Below are 22,867 nucleotides of genomic sequence, written 5' to 3' on the forward strand. Positions count from 1 at the left end.
TTATTTCCTTTTAATTTAATATATTTAATTATTCAGTTTTATTTTCTGTATTGTTTGTACTTTCTGTTTTTTCTGTATTATTTTCTGAATTTTCTGATGAAGGTATTTCAGAATTATTATCTTCTATTTTAGATCTATCTTTTTTACTTAATGCTGATGCTATAAATACTATTATAAATATTAATAATATAGCAAGCACCAATGCCGTAGAAAGCCATAATGGAGAAAGAACCCATACCCAGCTCCAAGGAACTGCATTAAATAATTTTAATATAACAAATATTATTCCTAAAAATGCAAAAAAGATAACAGCTATATTCAATACTGAAAATTTATTAGCAACTGCCACTTCAGATGTACCAGAATTTTCTTGTTTAGTATTATCTGATGAACTATTTGAAGCATTATCAGAAGCTTTCTTATTTTTGAAAAACATAGAATCAAAAGCCAATGCAAATATTACAAGTATAACTTCTATTAATAATATGCTTAGAACAAAATACCAACTTAAATCAATTAACGCTTTTGATACTTTTAATAAAGACAATATAATTATAAATACTGGCAGTAATCTTGAAGAAAAATTTAGTAAATTCTTAATAAGATATAAAGTTGCCATAGTAAAAACATTTTTCACTTTTCCCATAATATAAATCCTATAAAAAATATATCTAATAATATATATTATTTTCATTAAATTTTAAATAAGTATTTATAATATTTTTACATTAAATAAAGATGGTATGGGACAAGAAACAATCCCATACCATAATTATGAATTTATTTAGGGTTACTCTGGTTTCACTTGTATAACTAATATTTTGAATGCTTCTAAGGCTTTCAATGAATGAGGAGCATTAGCAGGAATTAAAATAGATTCTCCAGATGATATTTCAAATGAAACGACATCGACTGTTATTTCTGCCTTTCCGTCAATCACTGTAACCAAAACATCTCCTGTGCTTGTATGTGTGGGAATTTCTTTACTTTTATCAGCTGATATTATTGTCATAGCTAAACTTTTTCTATCAACTAATGAAAGCATAGATATATCTTTAATTGCTACTAAATCTTTTAAAGAGACTACCTTTTTATAATCTATATTGTTAATATAATTCCCCATATATAAAAACCTTAACTCATTTACTGCTATTATCTAACTTATATATATAAAAATCTGTTGCTGCAGCAACAAAAAAGATTTTTTTATAAAAATATCCACTATTAACTAATAATAAAAAATCATGCTTTTAATTTTTTAGCAGCCTCTACAAATCCTACAAATAAAGGATGAGGATTAGTAATTCTTGATTTTAATTCAGGATGAAACTGAACACCTATCATAAAAGGATGATCTTTTATTTCTACAATCTCAACTAAATCAGCATTTTTCATACGTCCTGTTACAACAAATCCAGCTTTTTCCATTACTTCTATATATTCATTATTGAATTCATATCTATGTCTATGTCTTTCACTAATTTCAGTTTTATTATATAGTTTATTAGCTAAACTTCCTTCTTTTATATCGCATGCAAAGGCTCCCAATCTCATAGTACCGCCTTTTAATATGCTTTTTTTCTGTTCTTCCATAAGCGTGATTATAGGGTTTTTAGCATCTTCTTTAACTTCTATTGTATTGGCATCTTCTAATTTAAGTACATTTCTAGCAAATTCAACGCTCATAAGCTGCATACCTAAACATATTCCTAAATAAGGTATTTTATTTTCTCTTGCATATCTTATAGCCTGTATTTTACCCTCTATTCCTCTCTCTCCGAATCCTCCGGGTATTATAAGCCCTTGAATATCCTTAAAATAATCTGCTATATTATCTTTATTTTCTAATTCTTCAGCAGAAATCCATTCTATATCAACGTTAATATCATTATATATGCCACCATGATTCAAAGCCTCTATCAAAGATATATATGCATCTTTCATGGATATGTATTTTCCAACTATAGCTATTCTAACTCTATCATTTGTTATAGAAATATTTTTCTGCCTGATTATTAAATCTGTCCATTCAGTTAAATCTATTTTGGCAGTCTGCAATTTAAAATGTTTGCATACAACATCTGAAAGTCCTTGCGATTCAAGCATTATAGGTACATTATAAATATTAGGCTCATCAAAGTTTTCAAATACATTTTCTTTTGGAAGATTACAGAACAATGCTATCTTTGATTTATGAGAATCCTGCAAATGCTTACTTGTTCTGCATACCAAAATATCAGGTATAATACCGCTTTGCATAAGCTCTTTTACACTATGCTGAGTAGGTTTGGTTTTTATTTCTTCAGATGAACTAATAAATGGTATCAATGTTACATGTATATATAAAACATTATCCTGACCTAATTCTGTTTTTACTTGTCTTATAGCTTCAATATAAGGTAAAGATTCTATATCACCTATAGTTCCGCCTATTTCTGTTATTACTATATCAGTCTTTTTTATATCATTTTCTCTATATATTCTTCTTTTTATTTCATTGGTAATATGAGGTATAACTTGAACAGTCTCTCCTAAATATTTACCCTCTCTTTCCATATTTATAACATGCTGATATATTTTGCCTGTTGTTACATTACTGAATTTATTTAAATTTTCATCTATAAATCTCTCATAATGCCCAATATCCAAATCTGTTTCTGCCCCATCATCAGTAACAAAAACCTCACCATGCTGAAAAGGGCTCATAGTGCCAGGGTCAACATTGATATAAGGATCAAATTTTTGTATAGTTACACTTAATCCCCTAGCTTTTAAAAGTCTTCCTAATGAAGATGCTGTTATTCCCTTTCCTAAACCAGATACAACTCCGCCTGTTACAAATATGTATTTAGTATTCATATAATCCTCAATTAATTATTTTATTTTTATTTATTATTATCAAACCTTTTAACATTATCATAAATTATTATTAAATCAAGTAATTATTAATTTTTAATTCAATCTATTTTAAATATTTTTCAAACCAATCGGTAATTTCTTTTAGTCTTCTAAGTCTGTGCTTAGGTTTTCCGCTTCTTGAAAGTTCATGATTTTCACCTTTAAATAAACATATCCTAGATTCAACACCATAATATTTTAAAGCAGTAAACATTTGAAAAGCCTGACTCTGATAGCATCTGTAATCTTCTTCGCTATGTATAAATAATGTAGGAGTCTTTGCATTATTAGCATATTTTAGTGGCGACTGTTCCCATAACTTATTAAAACCGCTGCATACATCTCCGCCTAATTCATCAGGATTGAAATAATAACCTATATCAGTAGTTCCAAAATCATCTATCCAATTTGATATAGAACGCTGAGAAGCTGCACATTTAAATCTGTCAGTATGCCCTATTATCCAGTTAACCATAAATCCGCCATAAGAACCGCCTGTTACACCTACTCTGCCTTTATCTATATTGGTATATTTTTCAAGAACAATATCAGTAAACTTCATTATATCTTCATAATCTATAGTTCCGTATATTCTTCTTATATCAGCGAATGCATTTCCTTTTCCTTCGCTTCCTCTAGGATTGCAGAAAAATACAAAATACCCCATATTAGCCCAAACCTGCATTTCATTAAAGAATATTTCTCCGTAAGCAGTTTTCGGCCCGCCATGTATATCAAGTATTGCAGGATATTTTTTATTAACATCATAATTTATAGGCTTTAATACCCAGCCATCTATTTCAAAATTATTAGGAGTCTTGAATGAAACTTTCTCCGGTATTGATAAACTTTTTTCTTTTAATATATCTTCATTAAAATGAGTTAATTGCTTTTCTGTTTCCTTATTAATACAATATATTTCTTCTAGTTTCAAATCTCTGAAAGCTATAAAATATATATCATCATTATTAGAAACATCAAAATAATTAACTGCTCCTTGTTTATTAGTTATATTTTTTATATTTCCTTTTAAATCTAAGCATTTAATATGAGCATTTTCATTTTCTGTGCCTATGAAATATATTTGATTTTTATAAACTCTAATATCCTTACCGCCTCCGAAGGAACAATCGGTTCCTATCATATTTCCAAGTCCATTATCATAATGATATACAAGATTAATATTATTATTTTCATCTATTAAATATAAACTGCTGTTTTCATTGAGTCCGTATTTTTTCATATCTGTCATAACAGAAATAATTTTTTCTTTATTATCATCATCGATTATAAAATCAGCGAAGTATATTGCATATTTATTATAATCTATAATATTTTTTTCTTTTATATTATTAATATCATTTATATCATATAAACGAAGTTCAGAAGTAGTAGGAGATTTATCTTTAAAAGAGTTTATAATACATAATACTTTACAGTCTTTATATTTAAAAGAATTAACATTACTGTATTCATCTGTAATGACAGTTAATTTATTTTCTTTTTTATTATAATGATAAAGTCTATCCCTTTTCTTGTTTGTTATACCTACATTATTAATCCAAAAAGGAATTTCATCAAATACTTCATAATCAATTTCTTCTTTAGCCCATTCTAAATAATTATCTTCTTTTCTTTTTTTATCTCTGTTAATATCATAAATTGCTTTTATCAAAAAATTATTTTCATCTATAGAATATAAATCTATTACTTCAAGTTCAATATTAAATAAACTTTCAGCCTCTCCTCCGTTTATATTAATAGAATAAATTAAAGAATAATCAATAAACTCTTCATCTTTTTTACTTTTCAATTCTTCATCTCTTAATGATGATTTAAATATCACAGTATCATTATCAAGCCAAGAAACAAGAGAAGCATCTTTTACTGAAGTGAGTTTATAAATTTTATTTTTCTCAATATTATAAATAAAAGCATCTGAAATATAATTATTATTCTCATAATCCTGATTGCTTTTAACAAACAGTAAATTTTTATTATCCTTTGAAAGATCTATGTTGGATAAAAAATTGAATTTCAAAAAATCTTTGATGTTTAAATTTTCCATATAAAAATCCATTATTAAATAATTATGTTACCTAATCAAATTTGAATAGTCATAAGCTATATTAGCAGCAACACGGCAATTATTATAAACTAGCTCTTTATTAGCTTTAAGACTTTTATTTTCTGTAACACTATGAAGCTTAGCCAATATAAAAGGTGTAACGTCTTTTCCAGATATGTTTTTATCTCTAGCCTCTTTTACTGTTTCATCTATTATTTTATTAATGTAATTTTTATCCATTTCATATTCTTCCGGTATAGGATTACAAACTAAAACTCCCCCATTTAAACCTAATCTCCATTTTGTATCAAGTATATTAGCTATATCTTTTGTAGTATCTATTTTATAATCAACTTTATATCCGCTTTCTCTTGTATAGAATGCAGGAAAATTTTCTGTTTTATAACCAAGAACAGGTATTCCGAAAGTTTCAAGATATTCTATAGTAAGCCCTATATCAAGTATTGATTTTGCTCCAGCACATACAACAGCAACATTTGTTTTGCTTAATTCCTGCAAATCTGCTGATATATCAAAAGTTTCCTGAGCATATCTGTGAACTCCTCCTATTCCTCCTGTAGCAAATACTTTTATTCCTGCTAAAGAAGCACCTATCATAGTAGTTGTTACAGTAGTAGCTCCGTCTTTTTTTAAAGCAAGCATAACAGGCAAATCTCTTCTGCTTGATTTAGCTATATTTTTATTGGAGCCCATATATTCAAGTTCTTCTTTATTTAAACCTACTTTTATTCTTCCTTTTATTATTGCAATAGTAGCTGGTACTGCATTATTTTCACGTATGTTTTTTTCAGAGTTTAAAGCACTTTCAACATTTTCAGGATAAGGCATGCCATGTGATATTATTGTACTTTCTAATGCCACAACAGCTTTCTTCTCATGTAAAGCCTCTTTCACTTCTTCGCTTATATCTAAAAATTCTTCTAAATTATTCATATTTATTCTCCAATATTTAATTAACTATATTAATTTTTTATTATCTTTTAATTTTGAAAATATCTTCTACTCTTTTGGCAACTTTTTCAAAATTAGTATTATCATTTACAGTTTCTTCACTCTCTAAAGCAAACATAGCCATAACAGCAGCAAACTTTACTTTATAATCTAAATCATAATCATGAAATATAGAATATACAATTCCAGCCATAAAAGAATCTCCTGCCCCTGTAGCATTTACAATATTCACTTTTGGAGCTTTAAGATAATATGCTTCATTAATATTATTATAAGTGCCATAACATATACCTAAAGCACCGAATGTTATATAAATTTCTTTGACGCCTTTTTCTAAAAATATTTTTACAGCCTCTTTTCCTTCTTCTATAGTATTTATATCTCTGTCAAGAAGAAAAGATGCTTCATTAGAATTAAGCTTCAAAGCATAAATATGTTTTTCTAATCCTTTTATATGTTCTGACTTTTTTATAGAAACGGCATCGGTAAGAAGTTTTTTATTTGGAAAGTTTTTTATAATATATTCAAATATATCTCTATTCATAACAGCATCCATAGTTATGAACTCAGCATTTTCTATAATATCTCTTATACTTTCTAAATACTTAATATTTATATTCTCATCTAAAGTATCCATATCAGACATAGCTATTTCCATATCTCTGTCATTATTCATAATAGCTATATATGAAGTGCTGCTTCCATTCCTTACTATATAAGAAACATCAACACCTAATGATTTAATATTATTGAAAAGTATATCTCCGAAAAGATCATCTCCTATAGAAGTAACAAATTTTATATTTTTTAATCCTATATTCGATAAGTTATTAATTATATTTCTTTCTACTCCTCCTGTACATACTCTTATTTTTCCGGGATTGGATTCTTTTAAAAGTATTCTGCTTTTTGAAAATCCTTGTATATCTATATTGGATCCGCCGATAGATAGTATATAATTTTTCATTTAATGCCTTTTATATAATAATTATAATAACTATAAACAAAAAAACTAAAAAAAATTAAAAATTAATTCATTTCGACTCTGTCTAAAATACTTCTAGCTAAAGATCTGGAATCTGCATTTTCTATATCGCTTGCCAAAGAGATTCCATAAGTAATGCGTGTTACTCTGCCATTAAAATTATTTTCTTTTAATGTTTTATAAATATATGATGCAGTTGTATCAGCTTCTAAAGATGCACTGAATGCTATCATTATTTCTTCTATATTATTTTTATTAACTCTTTCTATAAGTTCTTTTATTCTTATGTCGCTTATACCTATACCTTTTAGAGGAGATATAAGCCCTCCTAATATATGATAAACTCCATTATATTCTTCTGTCTTTTCTATGGCAAGCATATCAGGATAAGATTCTACAATACATATTTTATTATGCTCTCTTTTATCATTACTGCATATATCACAAATATCATTATCACTCAAACTATAGCATATATTGCATAACTTAATATTTTCATGCAAAGAAGATAAAACCTCTGAAAATTCTTTTAAATATTCATCATCACAGTCAAATAAATACAAGGCAAGCCTCATAGCTGTCCTTGTACCTATGCCTGGAAGTCTTGATATAATCTGTGTGAGTTTATCCAAAGATTGTATATTATTCAAAATGATTATTCCTTTTTATTATCATCATCATTTTTATTATTCATGTTATTCATCATATCATTCATCTTTGATATCATGTCTGGAGTTATGGAATCCAAAGAAATATTTATTTTACCGTCTTTATACTCTACAGAAGTCATTTTGCTTATATCATTAAACATCTGATTCATATCTTTAAAATTCATATTAAATAAATTAGGCTGAGGTTTAACTTGTTCTCTATCGATATCAGAATCTTCTTCTTCCAATTTTTTTCTTAACTCATTTACTTTAGAAACAGCTTCATTAATACTAGAGCTTATCATTTCTTCTAATAATTCTTTCTGATCCTTTGTTAAAAGGCTTTCATCTATACTAAAACTAGTTATATTATATGATTTATTCATAGTCAAAGATACTAAATTTCCTGCCGAACTATATTTTATACTATTTTCACTCATAATTTTACGCTCCTTTTTATTAATATTATAATAATATATATTCTTTTTAATAATTTATCAACAAGAATAAAGTTACATAAATTTGACTTTTTTATTCTAAGAATATAACATATACTGTACTAGGCTAATTGAAATCAAAAGAAAATTATAGATAAGAATGTTTATAAAAAAAATTATAATTTTAATATTTATATTTCCAACTATATTGCTATCTCAGCAAATAAAAAAAGAAATAGGCGAAACTTACGAAAAAGAAAATATAGCTGTCTTTGAAATACAAAGCACATCATCTAGATATGGAGAAGAATTAGGCCCTAAAATGACAGCATTAATAGAAAATTCATTAACAAGAATGAATAGGTTTAATATAGTAGATAGGAAAAATTTAGATAAATATTTAAAAGAAATGGAACTTCAATTAACTGGTATAACTGAAAAACAAGTAATTGAAGTTGGTAAAATATATGGATATTCAAAAGCAGTAACAGGTAAAATAGTATCTGCTAATGTTACCGTAGAATATAATGATGACGGTAGTTTCAGTTTATATTCTACAGTTGATATGGTGCTTCAAATAGTTGATGTTGAAACTACTAAAATACTTTACTCTTCACAATTACAGGGTTATGATTATTACACTACTAGTAGTTATCCTTCTTATTCTTTAAGGCAAAGTCTTATAGATAATGCCTGCAATAATTTAGCATATAAAGTAGAAAATAAAATGAGGAGTATATTCAAAATAACATTAACTATAGCAAATGTAGACGGCGGAAATGTTATACTACTTGCAGGTAAAAACCATGGAGTAAGTTCAAAAACTAGATTTAAAGTTTATTCCAAAAAAGAAGATATAGTACTGCCTTCTGGAAATGTAATAAGCGGAGGATATAACTATAAAGGTACTTTAAGAGTAAAAGAACTTAATAATGAATATTCAATAGCAAAAATATCAAGAGGAAATAATATACAGGCTGGTGATATTGCAAGGGAAACTGTTATAGGGGATTTTGGAATTGGAATATCATTAAATTATGCCTCATATAATATACAGGCTACAGAAAAAATATATCAAAGTAGTTTTAGACCAGATGCTGGAAAAATAAAAATCTCCCTAAATAAAAATGAATATGCTTTAGGACTGCATTTAAAAATAGGATATAATGGAGTATTATTCTCACCAAATTTAAGTTTAGGTATATTATTTGGTGACTTTTTAAAATCAAGTTATGCTGTAGATACTAGATTTAATTTCGATATTAATATAAATTTATATCAGGAAGTTTTAAGATTAGTAATTTCTCCTTATATAGGTATGGGAATATCCTTTACAACTATAGGAGAAGTAATCGGAGGAAATTACTATACTGATAATTACGGCTATTTAAAAAGCGGAGCTAAAATAGACTCAAGAGACATTATGTTTGGTGTAGGTGCAATAGCATCTTTACAATATAATGTTACAGATACTATAGGATTAAATTTAGGAGTCGGATATAGATTTTATACTAATCCTATTAATTTAGGCGTTTTTAGTGATGGTCAGGAAGTTTCTTTACCTGAAAAGATTAAAACGGTTAATCTTACAGGATTAGAATTTACATTTGGAGCATTTTTCATATTATAATGAGTACAAAAATTATATTAATATTATTTATCATATCAAACACCTTCTTTGGTGCTTTTTATTTTTCAGATATAGCTAAAGAATACGGTACTAATGAAAACAATAATACAGAAAAAAAACCTGTAATAGAAACAAATGAACAATTAAAAACAGATTATAATATAGACACAAACAGTATTGAATCCTTCTTTACTATGGAAGGAACTAATATTATAAATCAAAAAGGAGTTATAAGTTCTCCTGTTATATTAGAAGATAGTTATAAAAGTAATCCTTTCAGATATACAGAAGTTACATTTATTTTAACTGCATTTTTCTCATACACTTATGCTACTTATTTAACATTAGGTTTAAGCTCGATAGAAAATGCCAATGTAGTTACAACTTCCGGAAGAAGCAGATATAAAACTTTGTGGATATCATCTATGCTATTTGAAATAACTGCTGGAATATTCTGTGGTGCTGCTGTAGCATATGATAGCTATCAAAGAGTTTATGGTAAAAATAAAAATGAAGGATTCAGCTTCAGTTTTGTACCTTTTTATGAGCCTATAAATAAAGATGCCGGATTTGTATTTTCTTTGAATCATCCTCTTTAGAATTTTTCTAATAATTAATTAATATATTATTTAAAAATATATGACAATATAATATATATTTATATCTTTTGATAAAAATAAATTAACCTTTTGAAGGTATTATTCTTTTCTTTTTTAATTTTGGAAGTAAATTTCTGTTTATTAGAAGTAAATACGTTATGAAACATAGAGCTATCATTGATGCTAATATCAAGGCTCCCCTAATATTAATATAATTATCATTTTCTTTTATATCTGATAATGATGATACATTTTTAGTATTTTTTCTTTCTCCATCATTTTTAATGATTTTTATAATCTTCTCATTTTTAGTATCATCTAAATATCCGAATGTTTTCGCATAAGATAGTATATATTCTTTATCTGTTTTTAATCTTTCTATATTATTTGATATCTGAATTTTTCTTCTATTTAATTCTTCAACTTTCTTTTTTTTAGTTTCTATAATAACTTTTTTAGCATCTAATGTAAGAAATCCTTTAGGACTGAATATGAATACATATACCATAAAAGCTATTCCAACTAATATGATACCATAGAATATTTTAGAGCTGATTCTCACATTGAAATACATAAAATTATTAACCTTATTAAATATACAACTTATTATCGGAAGTAATTTATTAAAGTTAATACTATTACATATAAATATTAGAACCATATATATGTTTATATAGTGTTTTTAATATTTAAAATACTGTAATTATTTACTATTTTTATATTCTATAGAGTATTTACTGCATTTTTGTTTGAATTTCTATTATGGTTACTATTATCAAAGCACAATTAAGAGAAATTAAAACCTATTTTAAACTCTCAGTAAATTATAAAAAATGTCAATAAAAAAGACATGCCAAAAACAGCATGCCTTTTAAATTTTAAAATAATAAATAATTAACCTTTCTTCCCGCCCATATCCATGTACTGACTATACATAGGTGAAGGAAGCCCAAAACCTCCTGCTACAGGCATAGTTTCACCTGTTATAAATGAAGAATTATCGCTAGCAAAGAATAATACCGCATTAGCTATATCTTCAGGTGATGCAGGTCTATTTAACGGTACATTCTTCAAAAATGATTTTAGAAACTCTTCTGACATACTCTCCATTGCCCCATCTGTTGCTACAAACCCAGGTAATACAGCATTGCATCTTATATTATTTCTAGCATACTGTACTGCAATGTTTTTTGTAAGGAAGTTTATTGCTGATTTTGATATGCCGTAAGCTAGTCTTGACATATCAGGAAAAATTCCGCCTACAGATGATATATTTATTATACTTCCGCCTCCTGTTTTAATCATTTGTTTAACAGCAGCCTTTGAAGGAAGATAAACACTCTTTAGGTTTTCATTAACTATTTTAAAAAATGCTTCAGTCTCCCCATTAACTAAATCAAAATCTTTACTAGTATCAGTAGTACCAAAATTATTTACTAATATGTCTATTCTATTTTCTTTTTTTATAACATCTTCAATCATAGAAGTAAATGTTTCTTCTTTAGTAGCGTCAAAATATACAACATCAGCTTCTCCTCCATTTTTTATTATCTCATTTGCCACTTCTTTTCCTGCATCAAGTCTTCTCACAGCTAAATAAACTTTAGCACCATTTTCTGCAAGCTTCTTTGAGCATGCTAAGCCTATACCTCTTGTAGATGATGTTACTAATGCTATTTTTTTATCTAAAAGTTTCATAACCATATATCTCCTTTATATTTTATAATTACATTAAATTTAATAAATATTTTTATAATTAATATAACTATTTTGAATATATAGTTCTGTATTTCATAAAAAATACCATAGCAATGATAAAAGTTATAACTTCTGTAATAGGCATGACATACCAAATGCTATTCTTTACAAATATTAAAGGCATTATAAATATTAAAATACCGCTTATTATAAGTCCTCTTAATACAGCAATTATAAAAGAAGATGAAGGCTTCATTATTGCCTGAAAATAGTAAGTTGCATATACATTGAAAGGCAATATTAAAAATGATATAAAATAGGCTCTCATAATATTTTTTGATATAGACAAAGCTTCTTCTGAAGGCTTCATAAATGCTTTCATTAAAAAATCTGTATTAAAATATGTGAATAAAGTATATACTATGCTAAGAACCAAAGCTGAAAATATACTGCATTTTACTGCTGATTTTATTCTCTCTATTTTTCCAGCACCTAGATTCGTTGATATTATAGGCTGAGCTGCCTGCCCTATTGCATAAGCCGATGACTGAACTAATATATTAATATTTATTATTACAGAATAAACTGCCAATGCTGATGTTCCGAAATACTTCATTATTTGCCTATTAAACATTAAAGCTAGTATTCCCATCGCTATATCTATAAAGAATGTAGAAAAACCAATAGATGCAATACTCTTTGATAATGAAAATACTTTATTAACCTTTTGAAATTTCAAAGTATTTTTTTTAGTGAATAAATGAGATATCAATATAGAAGCAGTAATAATTTGTCCTATAGCTGTTGCAAGTCCTGCACCAAATATACCCATATCGCATATAAATACAAAGAAATAATCACCGAATACATTGAAAATACCTCCTGCCATAACTCCTAAAGTAGCTTTCATAGGGGCATTATCGTTTCTAAGAAATGCTGCAAAAAATTGACTGAAAGCAAATAAAGGAAGAATAATTTTTATAGGAAGAAAATATCTTTTAGCTAAATTGAGCAGTACTTCATCAGCACCGAAAAAATAAAGTATATTATCTTCAAAAACAATCGATAATATCCAAACTATAAATATTACTATTGATAAAGCAATAAATGAGGCTGTAAAGAAATTATTTTGTTTATCATATTCTCCTGAGCCTTTTGCCTTACTAAAAAGTACAGAACCGCCTATACCAAAAAGAAGCCCTATGCCATATATAACATTCCATATAGGAGCAAATACTGCCAAAGCAGCAGCCCCATTATCACCCTCGTATTGTCCAACCATAGCAACATCAACTATAGAATAAATTGCAGCTATCAATGCACTTCCAAAACTAGCAGATAAATATTTAAAAAATATTTTTTTTACATCTGTTTTTAGCATATCCATAAATAAACTCCAATATTAAAAGTTTAAAAACAAAAAAGGCTGAATAAGAAATCTAATAATTAGACATCTTATCCAACCTTTGGTATTTTTTCTCTCCAATAAGTCCTCCGATGAACTTGACATGTATTATATCATATACAATTTATAAGTCAAATTTTGGACTAATATTTTTTCACAAATACTAAATTTTATTTCAGTACTTATCATATTTATTTATTGATATTTTTTACATAATATATTATATTAGTATAGTATAAAGTGTATTATTATAGAAAAAATATAAATTAAGAAGATTAAATTTATGAAAAAGTTTTTATTTACATCTATTTTAATGTTAATACTATCCGCATTAGCTTACTCTTTCCCATACAAAATGTATACAGGTATGACTGGAGCATTACGTCTTGGCGGAACTCTTTATCTTAACAATGACAGAATAGGTACATCAAAATATACTTTATCAAGCCCGTTAATGATAAATTTTGGAATATTAAGAAATTTAGATATATTTGCAAGAGTAGTTCCTATAACTTATGTACCTGAAATAGGCGTAGGTGTAGAAGGACAGCCTCAATTTTCTATAATGCCTAGATTCCAATTTTTTAATGGATTCATAGGAGCTATTGAAGTATTATTTCCTGGATCATCTAAACAGAAATTCGGACTTAATCCTCAAATCCATTATTTAATAGGTTTAGGAGACTTTTTTACAGCCTTCTTCAATTTTGAACTTCCTATGTATTTCGATGATCCAAGGGGAGTTGTTGAATCTATAAGATTAAAAACGGCTTTCGGAGTTTATCCTGGAGCATTATTCGGATTCTCTTTAGCTGGTATATATTTAGAATATCATTTCGCTTATGACTTTTATAATAGCGCCCTATTATATCTTAATCATTTAGGAGTAGGTCTTTATTTGGTATTAAACAGTGATGCAAGCCTATCTCTAAACTTTACTCCTTATTTGGAGCAGTTATCAACAGGATTCTATTTTGGAATAGGTGCTTCTATATCATATACATTTGATTTCAGCCAATTCCTTAGATAATATAATTGAATTAACTAATGCAGTTATAAAAACTATACTATTATTTTTTAGTGTAATGAAAGTTTGAAAGTATCAGGATTTTGATTTGAATTAAAGCTTATAAAATATATTCAGAATATTAATCTATTAATAATTTTATATATTGACTTTTTTTATGTTTTTATATAATCTACTTCAATGATTAAATACTATATTTTTTTAATAATAATGATAACAGTAAATGCCCTATACCCCATAGTGATAGTAGAAGAAAAAGTAAGTAAAAAGAGTATGTACCTTTGGCAGAATTTAGAGTATACCCTAACATATACAGGAGATGCTGATAAATTTAAACCTGAAGGTATAAACACAAATGCTATAAGCGATTTTGAAGTGCTTAATGAAAGAGTGGAAATAGAAACTATACATAAAGATAATGAAATTCCAACTATGAATTATAAAATAATATATACTATGAAGCCTTTAAGAAACGGTAAATTAAAAATACCTGAGTTGGAAGCAAGATATTATAATGTAGAGAGAGGAAACAGTTTAGTACCTAAAGAACAGATGATAAATGAACATAATATAAGAGTATTTAGTTCATGGTTCTTATTAATAATGATAGGACAGTGGATTGTAATAATACTTATAGCACTTTTAATTTATAAGTTCATAAAAGATCAGCATAAATTAAATAAAAAGAACTTTGCAAATAAACAAACATCATAATTTTAATATATATAAAGAACTATGAGGGATAACATATGACAGACAATATCAATAACAGCGAAAATACAAATGAAATCAGCAGTGAAATAGCTAATGCCAGCAAGGATTTACAAGCTATATCAGAAGCTTCAAAAATGGCTCTCGATGTTGTAAATGCTATAAAAAATGAAATAAAAAAAGTAATTATCGGACAGGAAAACATGCTCGATAAGCTCCTATTAGGAATTATATGTGATGGGCATGTATTGTTAGAAGGTGTGCCAGGACTTGCAAAAACATTAACTGTAAAATCATTGGCAAGCACAATAGATGCTAGCTACAAAAGAATACAGTTTACACCGGATTTGCTTCCTGCAGATATAGTAGGTACAGAAATTTACGATATAAAAAATTCAGTATTTCTTCCTAAACAAGGTCCTATATTTTCTAATATAATATTAGCCGATGAGATAAACCGTTCACCTGCTAAAGTACAGTCAGCACTTTTGGAGGCTATGGGAGAACATCAGGTTACTATAGGAGATAAAACATATAGACTTCCTGATGTATTCTTAGTATTAGCAACTCAAAACCCTATAGAACAGGAAGGAACCTACCCTCTTCCAGAAGCTCAGGTTGACAGATTTATGCTTAAAGTTATAGTAAAATACCCTACTAAAAGCGAAGAAAAAACTATAATAAAAAATATGTCATCTTCAAAACCTGCAGAATTAAAGCCTATAACTACTATAGAAACTATAGAAAAATTAAGAAAATTGGCTAATCAAATACATATAGAAGAAAGATTGATTGATTATATAGTAAACATTATAGATGCCACAAGAAATCCAAAAGATTATAAACTTCAAAGCGAATATATAGAATACGGAGCTTCTCCAAGAGCAGGAATATATTTAACTAAAGCAGCAAAAGCAAATGCTATGATGCAGGGCAGAGGATTCGTAATGCCTGAAGATATAAGAGCTGTTGCTTATGAGGTATTAAGACATAGAATAAGCGTAAGCTATGAAGCACAGGCTGAAAATGTTAATAGCGATATGATAATAGAAAATCTTTTAGCGAATATCAATGTACCTTAATAGTTTATAAAATATGATTGATTATTAAAGCCTGATTATTGAATAATCGGGCTTTTTTATTAAATAAAAATTTCATTATTGTCAGTTATATCATGCTTTATAATATCTAAAGTATAAGAATTAAAAGGATAGATTTTTAAAAGTACATTATTGATTATCTTTTTTTTCTTAAACAAACGTCTCTCATTTATTTCATCTTTCTTCTTATTTGTACTATTATCTGTTTCAGAACAACTTTTAGAATCAATATTATTTTTATACACTAAATGAAAGTTTATATTTTCTATATCATTAGAATAAGCAAGAAAAATAGCTCTTATTCTCAAATATGCACCTAAAAACTGTTGATGAATCCATTTTAAATCATCATCATGAATATCATTTTTTAATTCTATTATATGTAAATCAAATTTATCATTTTCATTTTTATTTATAATCACAGCATCAGCACATTTATTCATTCTTAAATGGCTGAACTTTCTCTCTCCTTCTATATCTGAACTGCAAATAGAATTCAGAGCTTAATTTTACATGGCATTCCATTTCTGAGTTTTTATCTTTTATAGTAAAAATATCTTCTATCACATCAATTTTACACATTGTATTATCAAATAAATATTTTTTTTCACCTTTTTTATTAACTATAAAAGCAGAATTATAAAGTTTATTAAAATCGTCCATAATCATTAATCTTCATTTATTGCATCATATTCTATAGAGGCATTATTTATATATTTATGAAATGTTTCTATATAAAATCCTGTTTCTCTATCGCCTTTCAATTCTTTTATGGTTGTAATATCATTGTTATCAGTATCAAATTGATATATTCTAATTTTATCTATATCTATAGTGTCATTTTCAGTATATGAATACTCTTTTAATATTTGATTCTTTTTATCCTCATCTTTCATGCTATGAAGAACTGCCATATTATTTATATGTTCTAGTATAGTGTCGCTGTGAGTAGATACTATAATATTTCTTTTTTTATTAACTAAATTTATTAATACACGGGCTAATTGTTTCTGCAATTTTAAATGCAATGATAATTCAGGCTCCTCTATAAATAAATCACCAACTATATCTTTATATTTCAAAAATAAATACAATGGTGCAACTTCTGTAATAACGGCTGAACATAAATGCATAGGTACTTTCAAGTCTTTGTTATTCGGCTGATAATACATAGCATCAGTTTCTTCATTAATATTTATTTTTCCTTTTAATATATTATTTTCAAATATTTCTATTACATCTTTAAATTCTTTATTTTCTTCATAATTAGATAAACCTATTAAACTGTTAATAAAATCTATAATAGGTTTTTGAAATAAAGTTTTTTCTTTTTTATCTCCAATACTAAATTGATTCATATTTGATATTTTTGATAATTCTTTATATGTTAATAAAAAACCTGTCCTTGATGTAGGTAAGAAATCAGTATTAATTGATAATATACCTATTAATATTAGTTTCAATATAAAAATATATGACATATTATCAAATCCCATAGAACCTATTGATCTTTCACTATAATAAAATATATAATCTTTTGCTAAAAAAATATTATATAAAAAATTAGAAAAATCAAAGCGTATAACTTCTAAATTAATTATCTTACTACTATCATTAAAAATAAATTTTAAAATTTCTGTTTTATATTTATCAAATAATTTATTCAAAATACTAATGAATATATTTACTTCTTTTTTTTGTAATAAATTATATTTATTTTGTATATACTTATCTATTATTGATATGTTTTTATCTTCTTTTACCATATCTAGATAGTCTTTAAAAATACTATTATTATTTTCTATATCATTTGTTTTTATATATTTATCAATTATATCTTTAATTTTTTCATATTCTTCCAAACTGTAAATAAAATCCTTATTTTGAAACATAATATCTACAATATCTCTACTATATTCCATCAATCCATATATCAATGTCATTAAATAGCTTTTTCCGCTGTTATTATCACCTATAAACAATATAAGATTAGAAAGTTCTATTTCTGCCTCTTTAATCTTACCGAAATTTTTAATTATTAGCTTGGAATATGACATTTTCAAAATACCTTTTTTAATTTGCATTATTTTATAATAGAATTTTATCTTTAACAAGTATTTTAATATATACATAAGTAAATATATTTTATCAAAAATAAAATTATATTTTTAATATATGGGGCTTTGCCCCATACCCCACTTCTTTTGTTGTCACAAAGAAGCAAAAAGACTGCATTTTTGACCTAAAATTATGGTATTATCATTATTAAATACATATTCTTAAAAATTAAGCTGTAATATGTGCATTTTCGCGAAGCGTGTAAAAAAAGTAGATAATATTAATATATTTATATAGTTTTGAAATAGTTTTAATGTAAAAAAGCATTTAAATAACTTAACATAATATTTTTTATATAAATTCTATAAAGCAATTTTTATAATTACCGAAGATATAATATAATAAATTTATAGATAATGGAGTGTATTATATGGTACGTTCTTTATGGACAGCTGCAAGCGGTATGAATGGTATGCAGTTCAAAACTGATACTATAGCCAATAACCTTGCAAATGTTAATACTATAGGATATAAAAAAGTTAGAGCTGATTTTGAAGATTTAATATATCAAAACTTAAAAATACAAGGAACTCCTGCTACAGAAGATACTGTAACACCTGTAGGACTTCAAACAGGACTAGGTGTGAAAAGTGCTGCTACTCAAAAAATGTTTGATCAGGGTTCTTTACAGGCAACAGGAAATAAACTTGATTTAGCATTAGAAGGAGAAGGATTCTTCCAAGTATTAATGCCTGATGGAAGTGTTTCTTATACTAGAGACGGTTCTTTCAAAATTGATGCTAACGGACAATTAGTTACATCAAACGGATACAGATTGGTTCCTGAAATAGTATTCCCTGAAAATTTCTTGGTAGAGCAGATAAGCATATCAAGAGAGGGTGTTGTTTCTGTGAAAATAGGTGATGAAAATGATCCTGTAGAAATAGGACAAATTACACTTCATAGATTCATCAATCAGCCTGGACTTTTATCTATAGGCGATAACTTATATAAAGAAACTATAGCAAGCGGACCAGCTTTTGAAGGCGAACCGGGTGCTAATGGATTCCCTAGAATTCACCAAGGCTTCGTTGAAATGTCAAACGTTAAAGTTGTTGACGAAATGGTTGATATGATAGTTGCACAAAGAGCTTATGAGATGAACTCAAAAGCAGTACAAACTAGCGATAACTTACTTGCTACTGTTGTAAACTTGAAAAGATAATAAAAAATAATACATGACTAGTGATAGATAAGGGGCTTTAAAAGGCCTCTTTTCTATATATAGCACCATAAGAACTATTGTCTTTCACATAAAGACTAACCATTGTATTATATTCATACTTTATCTTCTCAGCGTAGGACTCACCGTATACATCATAAGCATTGCCAGCATTATAATATCTAAGAGATTTTACGATATCGCCATCGAATTTATCCAAAATTTTATCTATGAATCTTACACCAAGAACAATATTATCTCTAGGATCATATCTATTCAATTTGGGATCAACATCTTTATTGGCAATAGGTGTTATTTGGCAGTATCCGTAAGCATTTTTTCTTGAAAGTGCTGTAGGTATAAAACTGCTTTCCACCTTAATTAAAGCCACCATTAAAAGAGGATCAACATCATAATTACTGCAAACATCGAAAACATCTTTAATAAACCAAAAATCCTGACTATAATGATTAGATACATCTTTAATCAATGTTACCCAATCATTAGAAGGAAAGGAATAATCACTGATATTGAAATTATGCGTCTCCAAATTGAGATTGCAAAGAAATAAAACTAATATTATAACTATTCTTTTCATAAACTTCCTGTTAAATTTTAATATCCTATTAATTATAAATTAGCTAATATCAAAAAACATAAACTATATTTTAAATATTAACATTTTTTTGAAAAAAGTCAGTTAAAAAATATATTTTTTTTACATTGCATTAAATAAATACGAATAATGATTAAATAATTGTTATTAATATTTATTATGTATAAAAATTCTATAGTAAAACTTTACCTTCAAAAGAATATCTCGCTTCCCCTTTCATAAAAACGCTGTTATTTTCATATCTCAACACTAAATCGCCACCTAAAAGATGATTAAGTATAATATTATCAGTTCTTTTGCTTATAAATCCGGCAACACATACGGCTGAAGCACCTGTACCGCAGGCTAAAGTTTCCCCGCTTCCTCTCTCCCAAGTTCTTTGTTTTACCTCTCCCATATTTATTATCTCCACAAATTCAACATTAGTTCTGTTTGGAAATATACTATTATTTTCTATATAGCTTCCTATAGAATTTATATCTAAATCCTCTATATTATCCATAAATATTACAGAATGAGGATTCCCCATAGATACTGCAGTAAAATAATATGTTTTGCCGTTAAATGTTATAGGCTCATCAATAATAGGATTTTTATCTATGGTAGTAGGTATTTTAAGCCCTTCAAGTATAGGAGAACTCATATTTATTTCAACTTTATCAACTTCATCATTCTCTATGAATAGCTTAGCCTCTAATATACCTCTTAAGGTTTCTATTTTTAGAGGATTATTTTTACTTATTCCTTTATCATAAACATATTTAGCCACACATCTTATACCATTACCGCACATTTCAGATTCGCTTCCGTCAGCATTAAACATTCTCATTTTAGCATCAGCTTTATCGCTTGGCATTATAAGTATTATTCCATCAGCTCCTATAGAATAATTTCTATTGCTTAATATAGGAGAATATTTTGAAGCATCTTCCGGAGTGAATTTTTCTTTAAAACAATTCACATAAATATAGTCATTTCCTATTCCATGCATTTTAGTAAAAGATAAAGTCATAATAAACCCTTAAAATATTTTTTATGTTTTATTCTATTCTATAATATAATATGAATTAAGTAAATATTTTATAAAAAAACAGCTAATACCTTTAATATGATAAAGATATTAGCCGCAGAGATTAAAATTTGATAATTTATTTAATATTTATTCGTATATATTCTATTATTATTTATTTTATGTCTTTCTCATCAAAGCCCAATGCTTTAGCAACCCCAAGTCCGTAAGCTTTATCAACATTCATACAATTTTTTATATGTCTTAATTGTACTTCTTTAGTAACGCCGTTCATATCTCTTGCAGTATTTTCAAATAATACTTGCTTCTGTGCATCTGTCATAAGATTGAATAAAGCTCTTGCATCTGTGTAATAATCATCATCATCTTCTCTATGATCATATCTGTAAGCATCGCCGTAAATTTTTAGAGGCGGTTCAGCATATTCTTTCTGCTCTTTCCATTCGCCTTGAGAGTTTGGTTCATATTCTACTTTAGAACCATTAGACTCTACTCTCATATATCCATCTCTATGATAAGTATTAGGTTTAAATTTTGGAGCATTTACTGGTATGCTTGAATAGTTAACACCTAATCTATATCTTTGTGTATCAGTATAAGAGAATAATCTTCCCTGAAGCATTCTGTCTGGTGAGAATCCTATACCAGGAACTATTGTAGAAGGGCTGAATGCTGATTGTTCTACTTCTGCGAAATAGTTTTCAGGGTTTCTATTTAATTCTAAAACTCCAACATCAATTAGAGGATATTCTTTTTGAGACCAAGTTTTTGTTAAGTCAAATGGATTTCTTTTGCTTGCATTAGCCTGTTCTTCAGTCATTATTTGAATTTTCATATTCCATCTAGGGAAATCGCCTCTTTCTATAGCTTCAAATAAGTCTTTTTGAGAACTTTCTCTGTCTTTTGCTATGATTGCTTCAGCTTCCTGATCTGTTAAATTTTTAATTCCTTGCTGAGTTTTGAAATGGAATTTTACCCAATATCTTTTGCCTTCTTTATTTATGAAACTATAAGCATGACTGCTGAAACCATGCATATGTCTGTAACTATAAGGTATACCTCTGTCGCTCATATCTATAGTTATTTGGTGAATAGCTTCTGGTAAAGAAGTAAGGAAATCCCATTTATTTTGAGCACTTCTCATATTAGTTTTTGGATCTCTTTTTACAGCATGGTTCAAATCAGGGAATTTTAAAGGATCTCTGAAATAAAATACAGGAGTGTTATTTCCAACTAAATCCCAGTTTCCTTCTTCAGTATAGAATTTAATAGCAAAACCTCTTATATCTCTTTCAGCATCTGCTGCACCTCTCTCACCTGCCACTGTAGAAAATCTTACAAATAAATCAGTTTTCTTTCCAACTTCAGAGAATATTTTTGCCTTAGTATATTGTGTGATATCATGAGTTACAGTGAATGTACCATAAGCACCTGAACCTTTAGCATGCATTCTTCTTTCTGGTATAACTTCTCTGTCAAAATGTGCCATCTTTTCCATAAACCATACATCTTGTAAAAGCATAGGACCTCTGGCACCTGCTGTCATAGAATGCTGATTATTTTCAACCGGAGCACCGAATTCAGTTGTTAATTTTTTATCTGACATATTAAAACTCCTTAATAGTATTTATTATCAATAAATATATTATACTAAATAAATATTTTATTTCAAGTCTATTGATAAAAATTATTATAAAATATTAAAAAATTATTAATAAAAAATATTAAATAATAAAAATTAGAATAAGTATTGACTAATAA

General features: G+C 27.2%; 23 protein-coding genes. 6 read left to right on the forward strand and 17 right to left on the reverse strand.

Annotated features, from left to right (window positions below; translation table 11 throughout):
• Nucleotides 1–28 precede the first annotated feature (28 nt).
• The 8 genes from BRSU_RS08055 to BRSU_RS08090 form a co-directional block, all read right to left on the reverse strand.
• The gene (locus BRSU_RS08055; RefSeq protein ID WP_048594843.1) at nucleotides 29–646 is read right to left on the reverse strand and encodes a membrane protein; all 618 of its coding nucleotides are present in this window, start codon (nucleotides 644–646) and stop codon (nucleotides 29–31) included.
• 144 nt (nucleotides 647–790) lie between these two features.
• The gene (locus BRSU_RS08060) at nucleotides 791–1,123 is read right to left on the reverse strand and encodes a cupin domain-containing protein (protein ID WP_048594844.1); all 333 of its coding nucleotides are present in this window, start codon (nucleotides 1,121–1,123) and stop codon (nucleotides 791–793) included.
• Between the two features lie 119 nt (nucleotides 1,124–1,242).
• A complete protein-coding gene (locus BRSU_RS08065; protein ID WP_048594845.1) occupies nucleotides 1,243–2,859 on the reverse strand; it encodes a CTP synthase in 1,617 nt (538 codons plus the stop codon).
• Between the two features lie 103 nt (nucleotides 2,860–2,962).
• Nucleotides 2,963–4,966, reverse strand: coding sequence for an alpha/beta hydrolase family protein (locus BRSU_RS08070; RefSeq protein WP_048594846.1), 2,004 nt, complete (start codon nucleotides 4,964–4,966; stop codon nucleotides 2,963–2,965).
• A gap of 27 nt (nucleotides 4,967–4,993) precedes the next feature.
• Nucleotides 4,994–5,920, reverse strand: a complete 927-nt coding sequence (locus tag BRSU_RS08075) for a pseudouridine-5'-phosphate glycosidase (RefSeq protein WP_048594847.1) — start codon at nucleotides 5,918–5,920, stop codon at nucleotides 4,994–4,996.
• 40 nt (nucleotides 5,921–5,960) lie between these two features.
• Nucleotides 5,961–6,905: a carbohydrate kinase family protein gene (locus tag BRSU_RS08080; RefSeq protein WP_048594848.1), complete on the reverse strand. Its 945-nt coding sequence runs from the start codon at nucleotides 6,903–6,905 to the stop codon at nucleotides 5,961–5,963.
• A 62-nt stretch (nucleotides 6,906–6,967) separates the two neighbouring features.
• Entirely contained in the window at nucleotides 6,968–7,573 is a 606-nt protein-coding gene (gene recR / locus BRSU_RS08085; protein WP_048594849.1) for a recombination mediator RecR, read from the reverse strand.
• Between the two features lie 5 nt (nucleotides 7,574–7,578).
• Nucleotides 7,579–8,013 carry a YbaB/EbfC family nucleoid-associated protein gene (locus BRSU_RS08090; RefSeq protein WP_048594850.1) on the reverse strand — a complete coding sequence of 145 codons (435 nt, stop codon included), beginning with the start codon at nucleotides 8,011–8,013 and terminating at the stop codon, nucleotides 7,579–7,581.
• A gap of 157 nt (nucleotides 8,014–8,170) precedes the next feature.
• Here BRSU_RS08090 and BRSU_RS08095 point away from each other — a divergent pair, with 157 nt between their 5' ends.
• The gene (locus BRSU_RS08095; protein ID WP_048594851.1) at nucleotides 8,171–9,640 is read left to right on the forward strand and encodes a CsgG/HfaB family protein; all 1,470 of its coding nucleotides are present in this window, start codon (nucleotides 8,171–8,173) and stop codon (nucleotides 9,638–9,640) included.
• Nucleotides 9,640–10,239, forward strand: a complete 600-nt coding sequence (locus tag BRSU_RS08100; protein ID WP_048594852.1) for a hypothetical protein — start codon at nucleotides 9,640–9,642, stop codon at nucleotides 10,237–10,239. The genes BRSU_RS08095 and BRSU_RS08100 overlap by 1 nt, the downstream gene beginning before the upstream one ends.
• An 82-nt stretch (nucleotides 10,240–10,321) precedes the next feature.
• On the opposite strand, the gene BRSU_RS08105 is transcribed toward BRSU_RS08100, so the two are convergent.
• The 3 genes from BRSU_RS08105 to BRSU_RS08115 form a co-directional block, all read right to left on the reverse strand.
• Nucleotides 10,322–10,813, reverse strand: coding sequence for an FtsB family cell division protein (locus BRSU_RS08105; RefSeq protein ID WP_048594853.1), 492 nt, complete (start codon nucleotides 10,811–10,813; stop codon nucleotides 10,322–10,324).
• A gap of 320 nt (nucleotides 10,814–11,133) precedes the next feature.
• Complete coding sequence (gene hdhA, locus BRSU_RS08110) at nucleotides 11,134–11,937, reverse strand: 7alpha-hydroxysteroid dehydrogenase (RefSeq protein ID WP_048595157.1); 804 nt, start codon at nucleotides 11,935–11,937, stop codon at nucleotides 11,134–11,136.
• A 67-nt stretch (nucleotides 11,938–12,004) separates the two neighbouring features.
• On the reverse strand, nucleotides 12,005–13,324 hold the full coding sequence (locus BRSU_RS08115) for an MATE family efflux transporter (protein ID WP_048594854.1): 1,320 nt from the start codon (nucleotides 13,322–13,324) through the stop codon (nucleotides 12,005–12,007).
• 301 nt (nucleotides 13,325–13,625) lie between these two features.
• Between BRSU_RS08115 and BRSU_RS08120 the strand changes: the two genes are divergently transcribed.
• From BRSU_RS08120 to BRSU_RS08130, 3 genes are all read left to right on the forward strand, one after another.
• A complete protein-coding gene (locus tag BRSU_RS08120; RefSeq protein WP_048594855.1) occupies nucleotides 13,626–14,372 on the forward strand; it encodes a hypothetical protein in 747 nt (248 codons plus the stop codon).
• Nucleotides 14,373–14,579: 207 nt separating this feature from the next.
• Entirely contained in the window at nucleotides 14,580–15,083 is a 504-nt protein-coding gene (locus tag BRSU_RS08125; RefSeq protein ID WP_209435139.1) for a BatD family protein, read from the forward strand.
• A 35-nt stretch (nucleotides 15,084–15,118) separates the two neighbouring features.
• A complete protein-coding gene (locus BRSU_RS08130; protein ID WP_083997873.1) occupies nucleotides 15,119–16,162 on the forward strand; it encodes an AAA family ATPase in 1,044 nt (347 codons plus the stop codon).
• A 59-nt stretch (nucleotides 16,163–16,221) separates the two neighbouring features.
• Here the strand turns inward: BRSU_RS08130 and BRSU_RS14820 are convergent, their stop codons facing one another.
• From BRSU_RS14820 to BRSU_RS08140, 3 genes are read right to left on the reverse strand one after another with little or no spacing between them, the layout of a single operon-like run.
• Entirely contained in the window at nucleotides 16,222–16,623 is a 402-nt protein-coding gene (locus BRSU_RS14820) for a hypothetical protein (protein ID WP_245158066.1), read from the reverse strand.
• Complete coding sequence (locus BRSU_RS14825; RefSeq protein WP_245158067.1) at nucleotides 16,616–16,843, reverse strand: hypothetical protein; 228 nt, start codon at nucleotides 16,841–16,843, stop codon at nucleotides 16,616–16,618. Before BRSU_RS14825 ends, BRSU_RS14820 begins: the two co-directional genes overlap by 8 nt.
• Nucleotides 16,844–16,848: 5 nt before the next feature.
• Nucleotides 16,849–18,237, reverse strand: coding sequence for an AAA family ATPase (locus BRSU_RS08140; RefSeq protein ID WP_048594856.1), 1,389 nt, complete (start codon nucleotides 18,235–18,237; stop codon nucleotides 16,849–16,851).
• 431 nt (nucleotides 18,238–18,668) lie between these two features.
• Here BRSU_RS08140 and flgG point away from each other — a divergent pair, with 431 nt between their 5' ends.
• Nucleotides 18,669–19,463: a flagellar basal-body rod protein FlgG gene (flgG, locus tag BRSU_RS08145; RefSeq protein WP_020063899.1), complete on the forward strand. Its 795-nt coding sequence runs from the start codon at nucleotides 18,669–18,671 to the stop codon at nucleotides 19,461–19,463.
• A 37-nt stretch (nucleotides 19,464–19,500) separates the two neighbouring features.
• Here the strand turns inward: flgG and BRSU_RS08150 are convergent, their stop codons facing one another.
• The 3 genes from BRSU_RS08150 to BRSU_RS08160 form a co-directional block, all read right to left on the reverse strand.
• Nucleotides 19,501–20,058, reverse strand: coding sequence for a lytic transglycosylase domain-containing protein (locus BRSU_RS08150; protein WP_048594857.1), 558 nt, complete (start codon nucleotides 20,056–20,058; stop codon nucleotides 19,501–19,503).
• Between the two features lie 190 nt (nucleotides 20,059–20,248).
• Complete coding sequence (dapF, locus tag BRSU_RS08155) at nucleotides 20,249–21,088, reverse strand: diaminopimelate epimerase (protein ID WP_048594858.1); 840 nt, start codon at nucleotides 21,086–21,088, stop codon at nucleotides 20,249–20,251.
• A 172-nt stretch (nucleotides 21,089–21,260) separates the two neighbouring features.
• Nucleotides 21,261–22,712 carry a catalase gene (locus tag BRSU_RS08160; RefSeq protein ID WP_012670459.1) on the reverse strand — a complete coding sequence of 484 codons (1,452 nt, stop codon included), beginning with the start codon at nucleotides 22,710–22,712 and terminating at the stop codon, nucleotides 21,261–21,263.
• Nucleotides 22,713–22,867: the final 155 nt, after the last annotated feature.

This window comes from Brachyspira suanatina (genome assembly GCF_001049755.1).
GTDB lineage: Bacteria > Spirochaetota > Brachyspiria > Brachyspirales > Brachyspiraceae > Brachyspira > Brachyspira suanatina.

Coding starts and splice junctions, on each gene's coding strand:
- BRSU_RS08055 (WP_048594843.1), bottom strand. CDS start 646: ATGGGAAAAGTGAAAAATGTTTTTACTATGGCAACTTTATATCTTATT.
- BRSU_RS08060 (WP_048594844.1), bottom strand. CDS start 1,123: ATGGGGAATTATATTAACAATATAGATTATAAAAAGGTAGTCTCTTTA.
- BRSU_RS08065 (WP_048594845.1), bottom strand. CDS start 2,859: ATGAATACTAAATACATATTTGTAACAGGCGGAGTTGTATCTGGTTTA.
- BRSU_RS08070 (WP_048594846.1), bottom strand. CDS start 4,966: ATGGAAAATTTAAACATCAAAGATTTTTTGAAATTCAATTTTTTATCC.
- BRSU_RS08075 (WP_048594847.1), bottom strand. CDS start 5,920: ATGAATAATTTAGAAGAATTTTTAGATATAAGCGAAGAAGTGAAAGAG.
- BRSU_RS08080 (WP_048594848.1), bottom strand. CDS start 6,905: ATGAAAAATTATATACTATCTATCGGCGGATCCAATATAGATATACAA.
- BRSU_RS08090 (WP_048594850.1), bottom strand. CDS start 8,013: ATGAGTGAAAATAGTATAAAATATAGTTCGGCAGGAAATTTAGTATCT.
- BRSU_RS08095 (WP_048594851.1), top strand. CDS start 8,171: ATGTTTATAAAAAAAATTATAATTTTAATATTTATATTTCCAACTATA.
- BRSU_RS08100 (WP_048594852.1), top strand. CDS start 9,640: ATGAGTACAAAAATTATATTAATATTATTTATCATATCAAACACCTTC.
- BRSU_RS08105 (WP_048594853.1), bottom strand. CDS start 10,813: ATGTATTTCAATGTGAGAATCAGCTCTAAAATATTCTATGGTATCATA.
- hdhA (WP_048595157.1), bottom strand. CDS start 11,937: ATGAAACTTTTAGATAAAAAAATAGCATTAGTAACATCATCTACAAGA.
- BRSU_RS08115 (WP_048594854.1), bottom strand. CDS start 13,324: ATGGATATGCTAAAAACAGATGTAAAAAAAATATTTTTTAAATATTTA.
- BRSU_RS08120 (WP_048594855.1), top strand. CDS start 13,626: ATGAAAAAGTTTTTATTTACATCTATTTTAATGTTAATACTATCCGCA.
- BRSU_RS08125 (WP_209435139.1), top strand. CDS start 14,580: ATGATAACAGTAAATGCCCTATACCCCATAGTGATAGTAGAAGAAAAA.
- BRSU_RS08130 (WP_083997873.1), top strand. CDS start 15,119: ATGACAGACAATATCAATAACAGCGAAAATACAAATGAAATCAGCAGT.
- BRSU_RS14820 (WP_245158066.1), bottom strand. CDS start 16,623: ATGAATAAATGTGCTGATGCTGTGATTATAAATAAAAATGAAAATGAT.
- BRSU_RS14825 (WP_245158067.1), bottom strand. CDS start 16,843: ATGGACGATTTTAATAAACTTTATAATTCTGCTTTTATAGTTAATAAA.
- BRSU_RS08140 (WP_048594856.1), bottom strand. CDS start 18,237: ATGTCATATTCCAAGCTAATAATTAAAAATTTCGGTAAGATTAAAGAG.
- flgG (WP_020063899.1), top strand. CDS start 18,669: ATGGTACGTTCTTTATGGACAGCTGCAAGCGGTATGAATGGTATGCAG.
- BRSU_RS08150 (WP_048594857.1), bottom strand. CDS start 20,058: ATGAAAAGAATAGTTATAATATTAGTTTTATTTCTTTGCAATCTCAAT.
- dapF (WP_048594858.1), bottom strand. CDS start 21,088: ATGACTTTATCTTTTACTAAAATGCATGGAATAGGAAATGACTATATT.
- BRSU_RS08160 (WP_012670459.1), bottom strand. CDS start 22,712: ATGTCAGATAAAAAATTAACAACTGAATTCGGTGCTCCGGTTGAAAAT.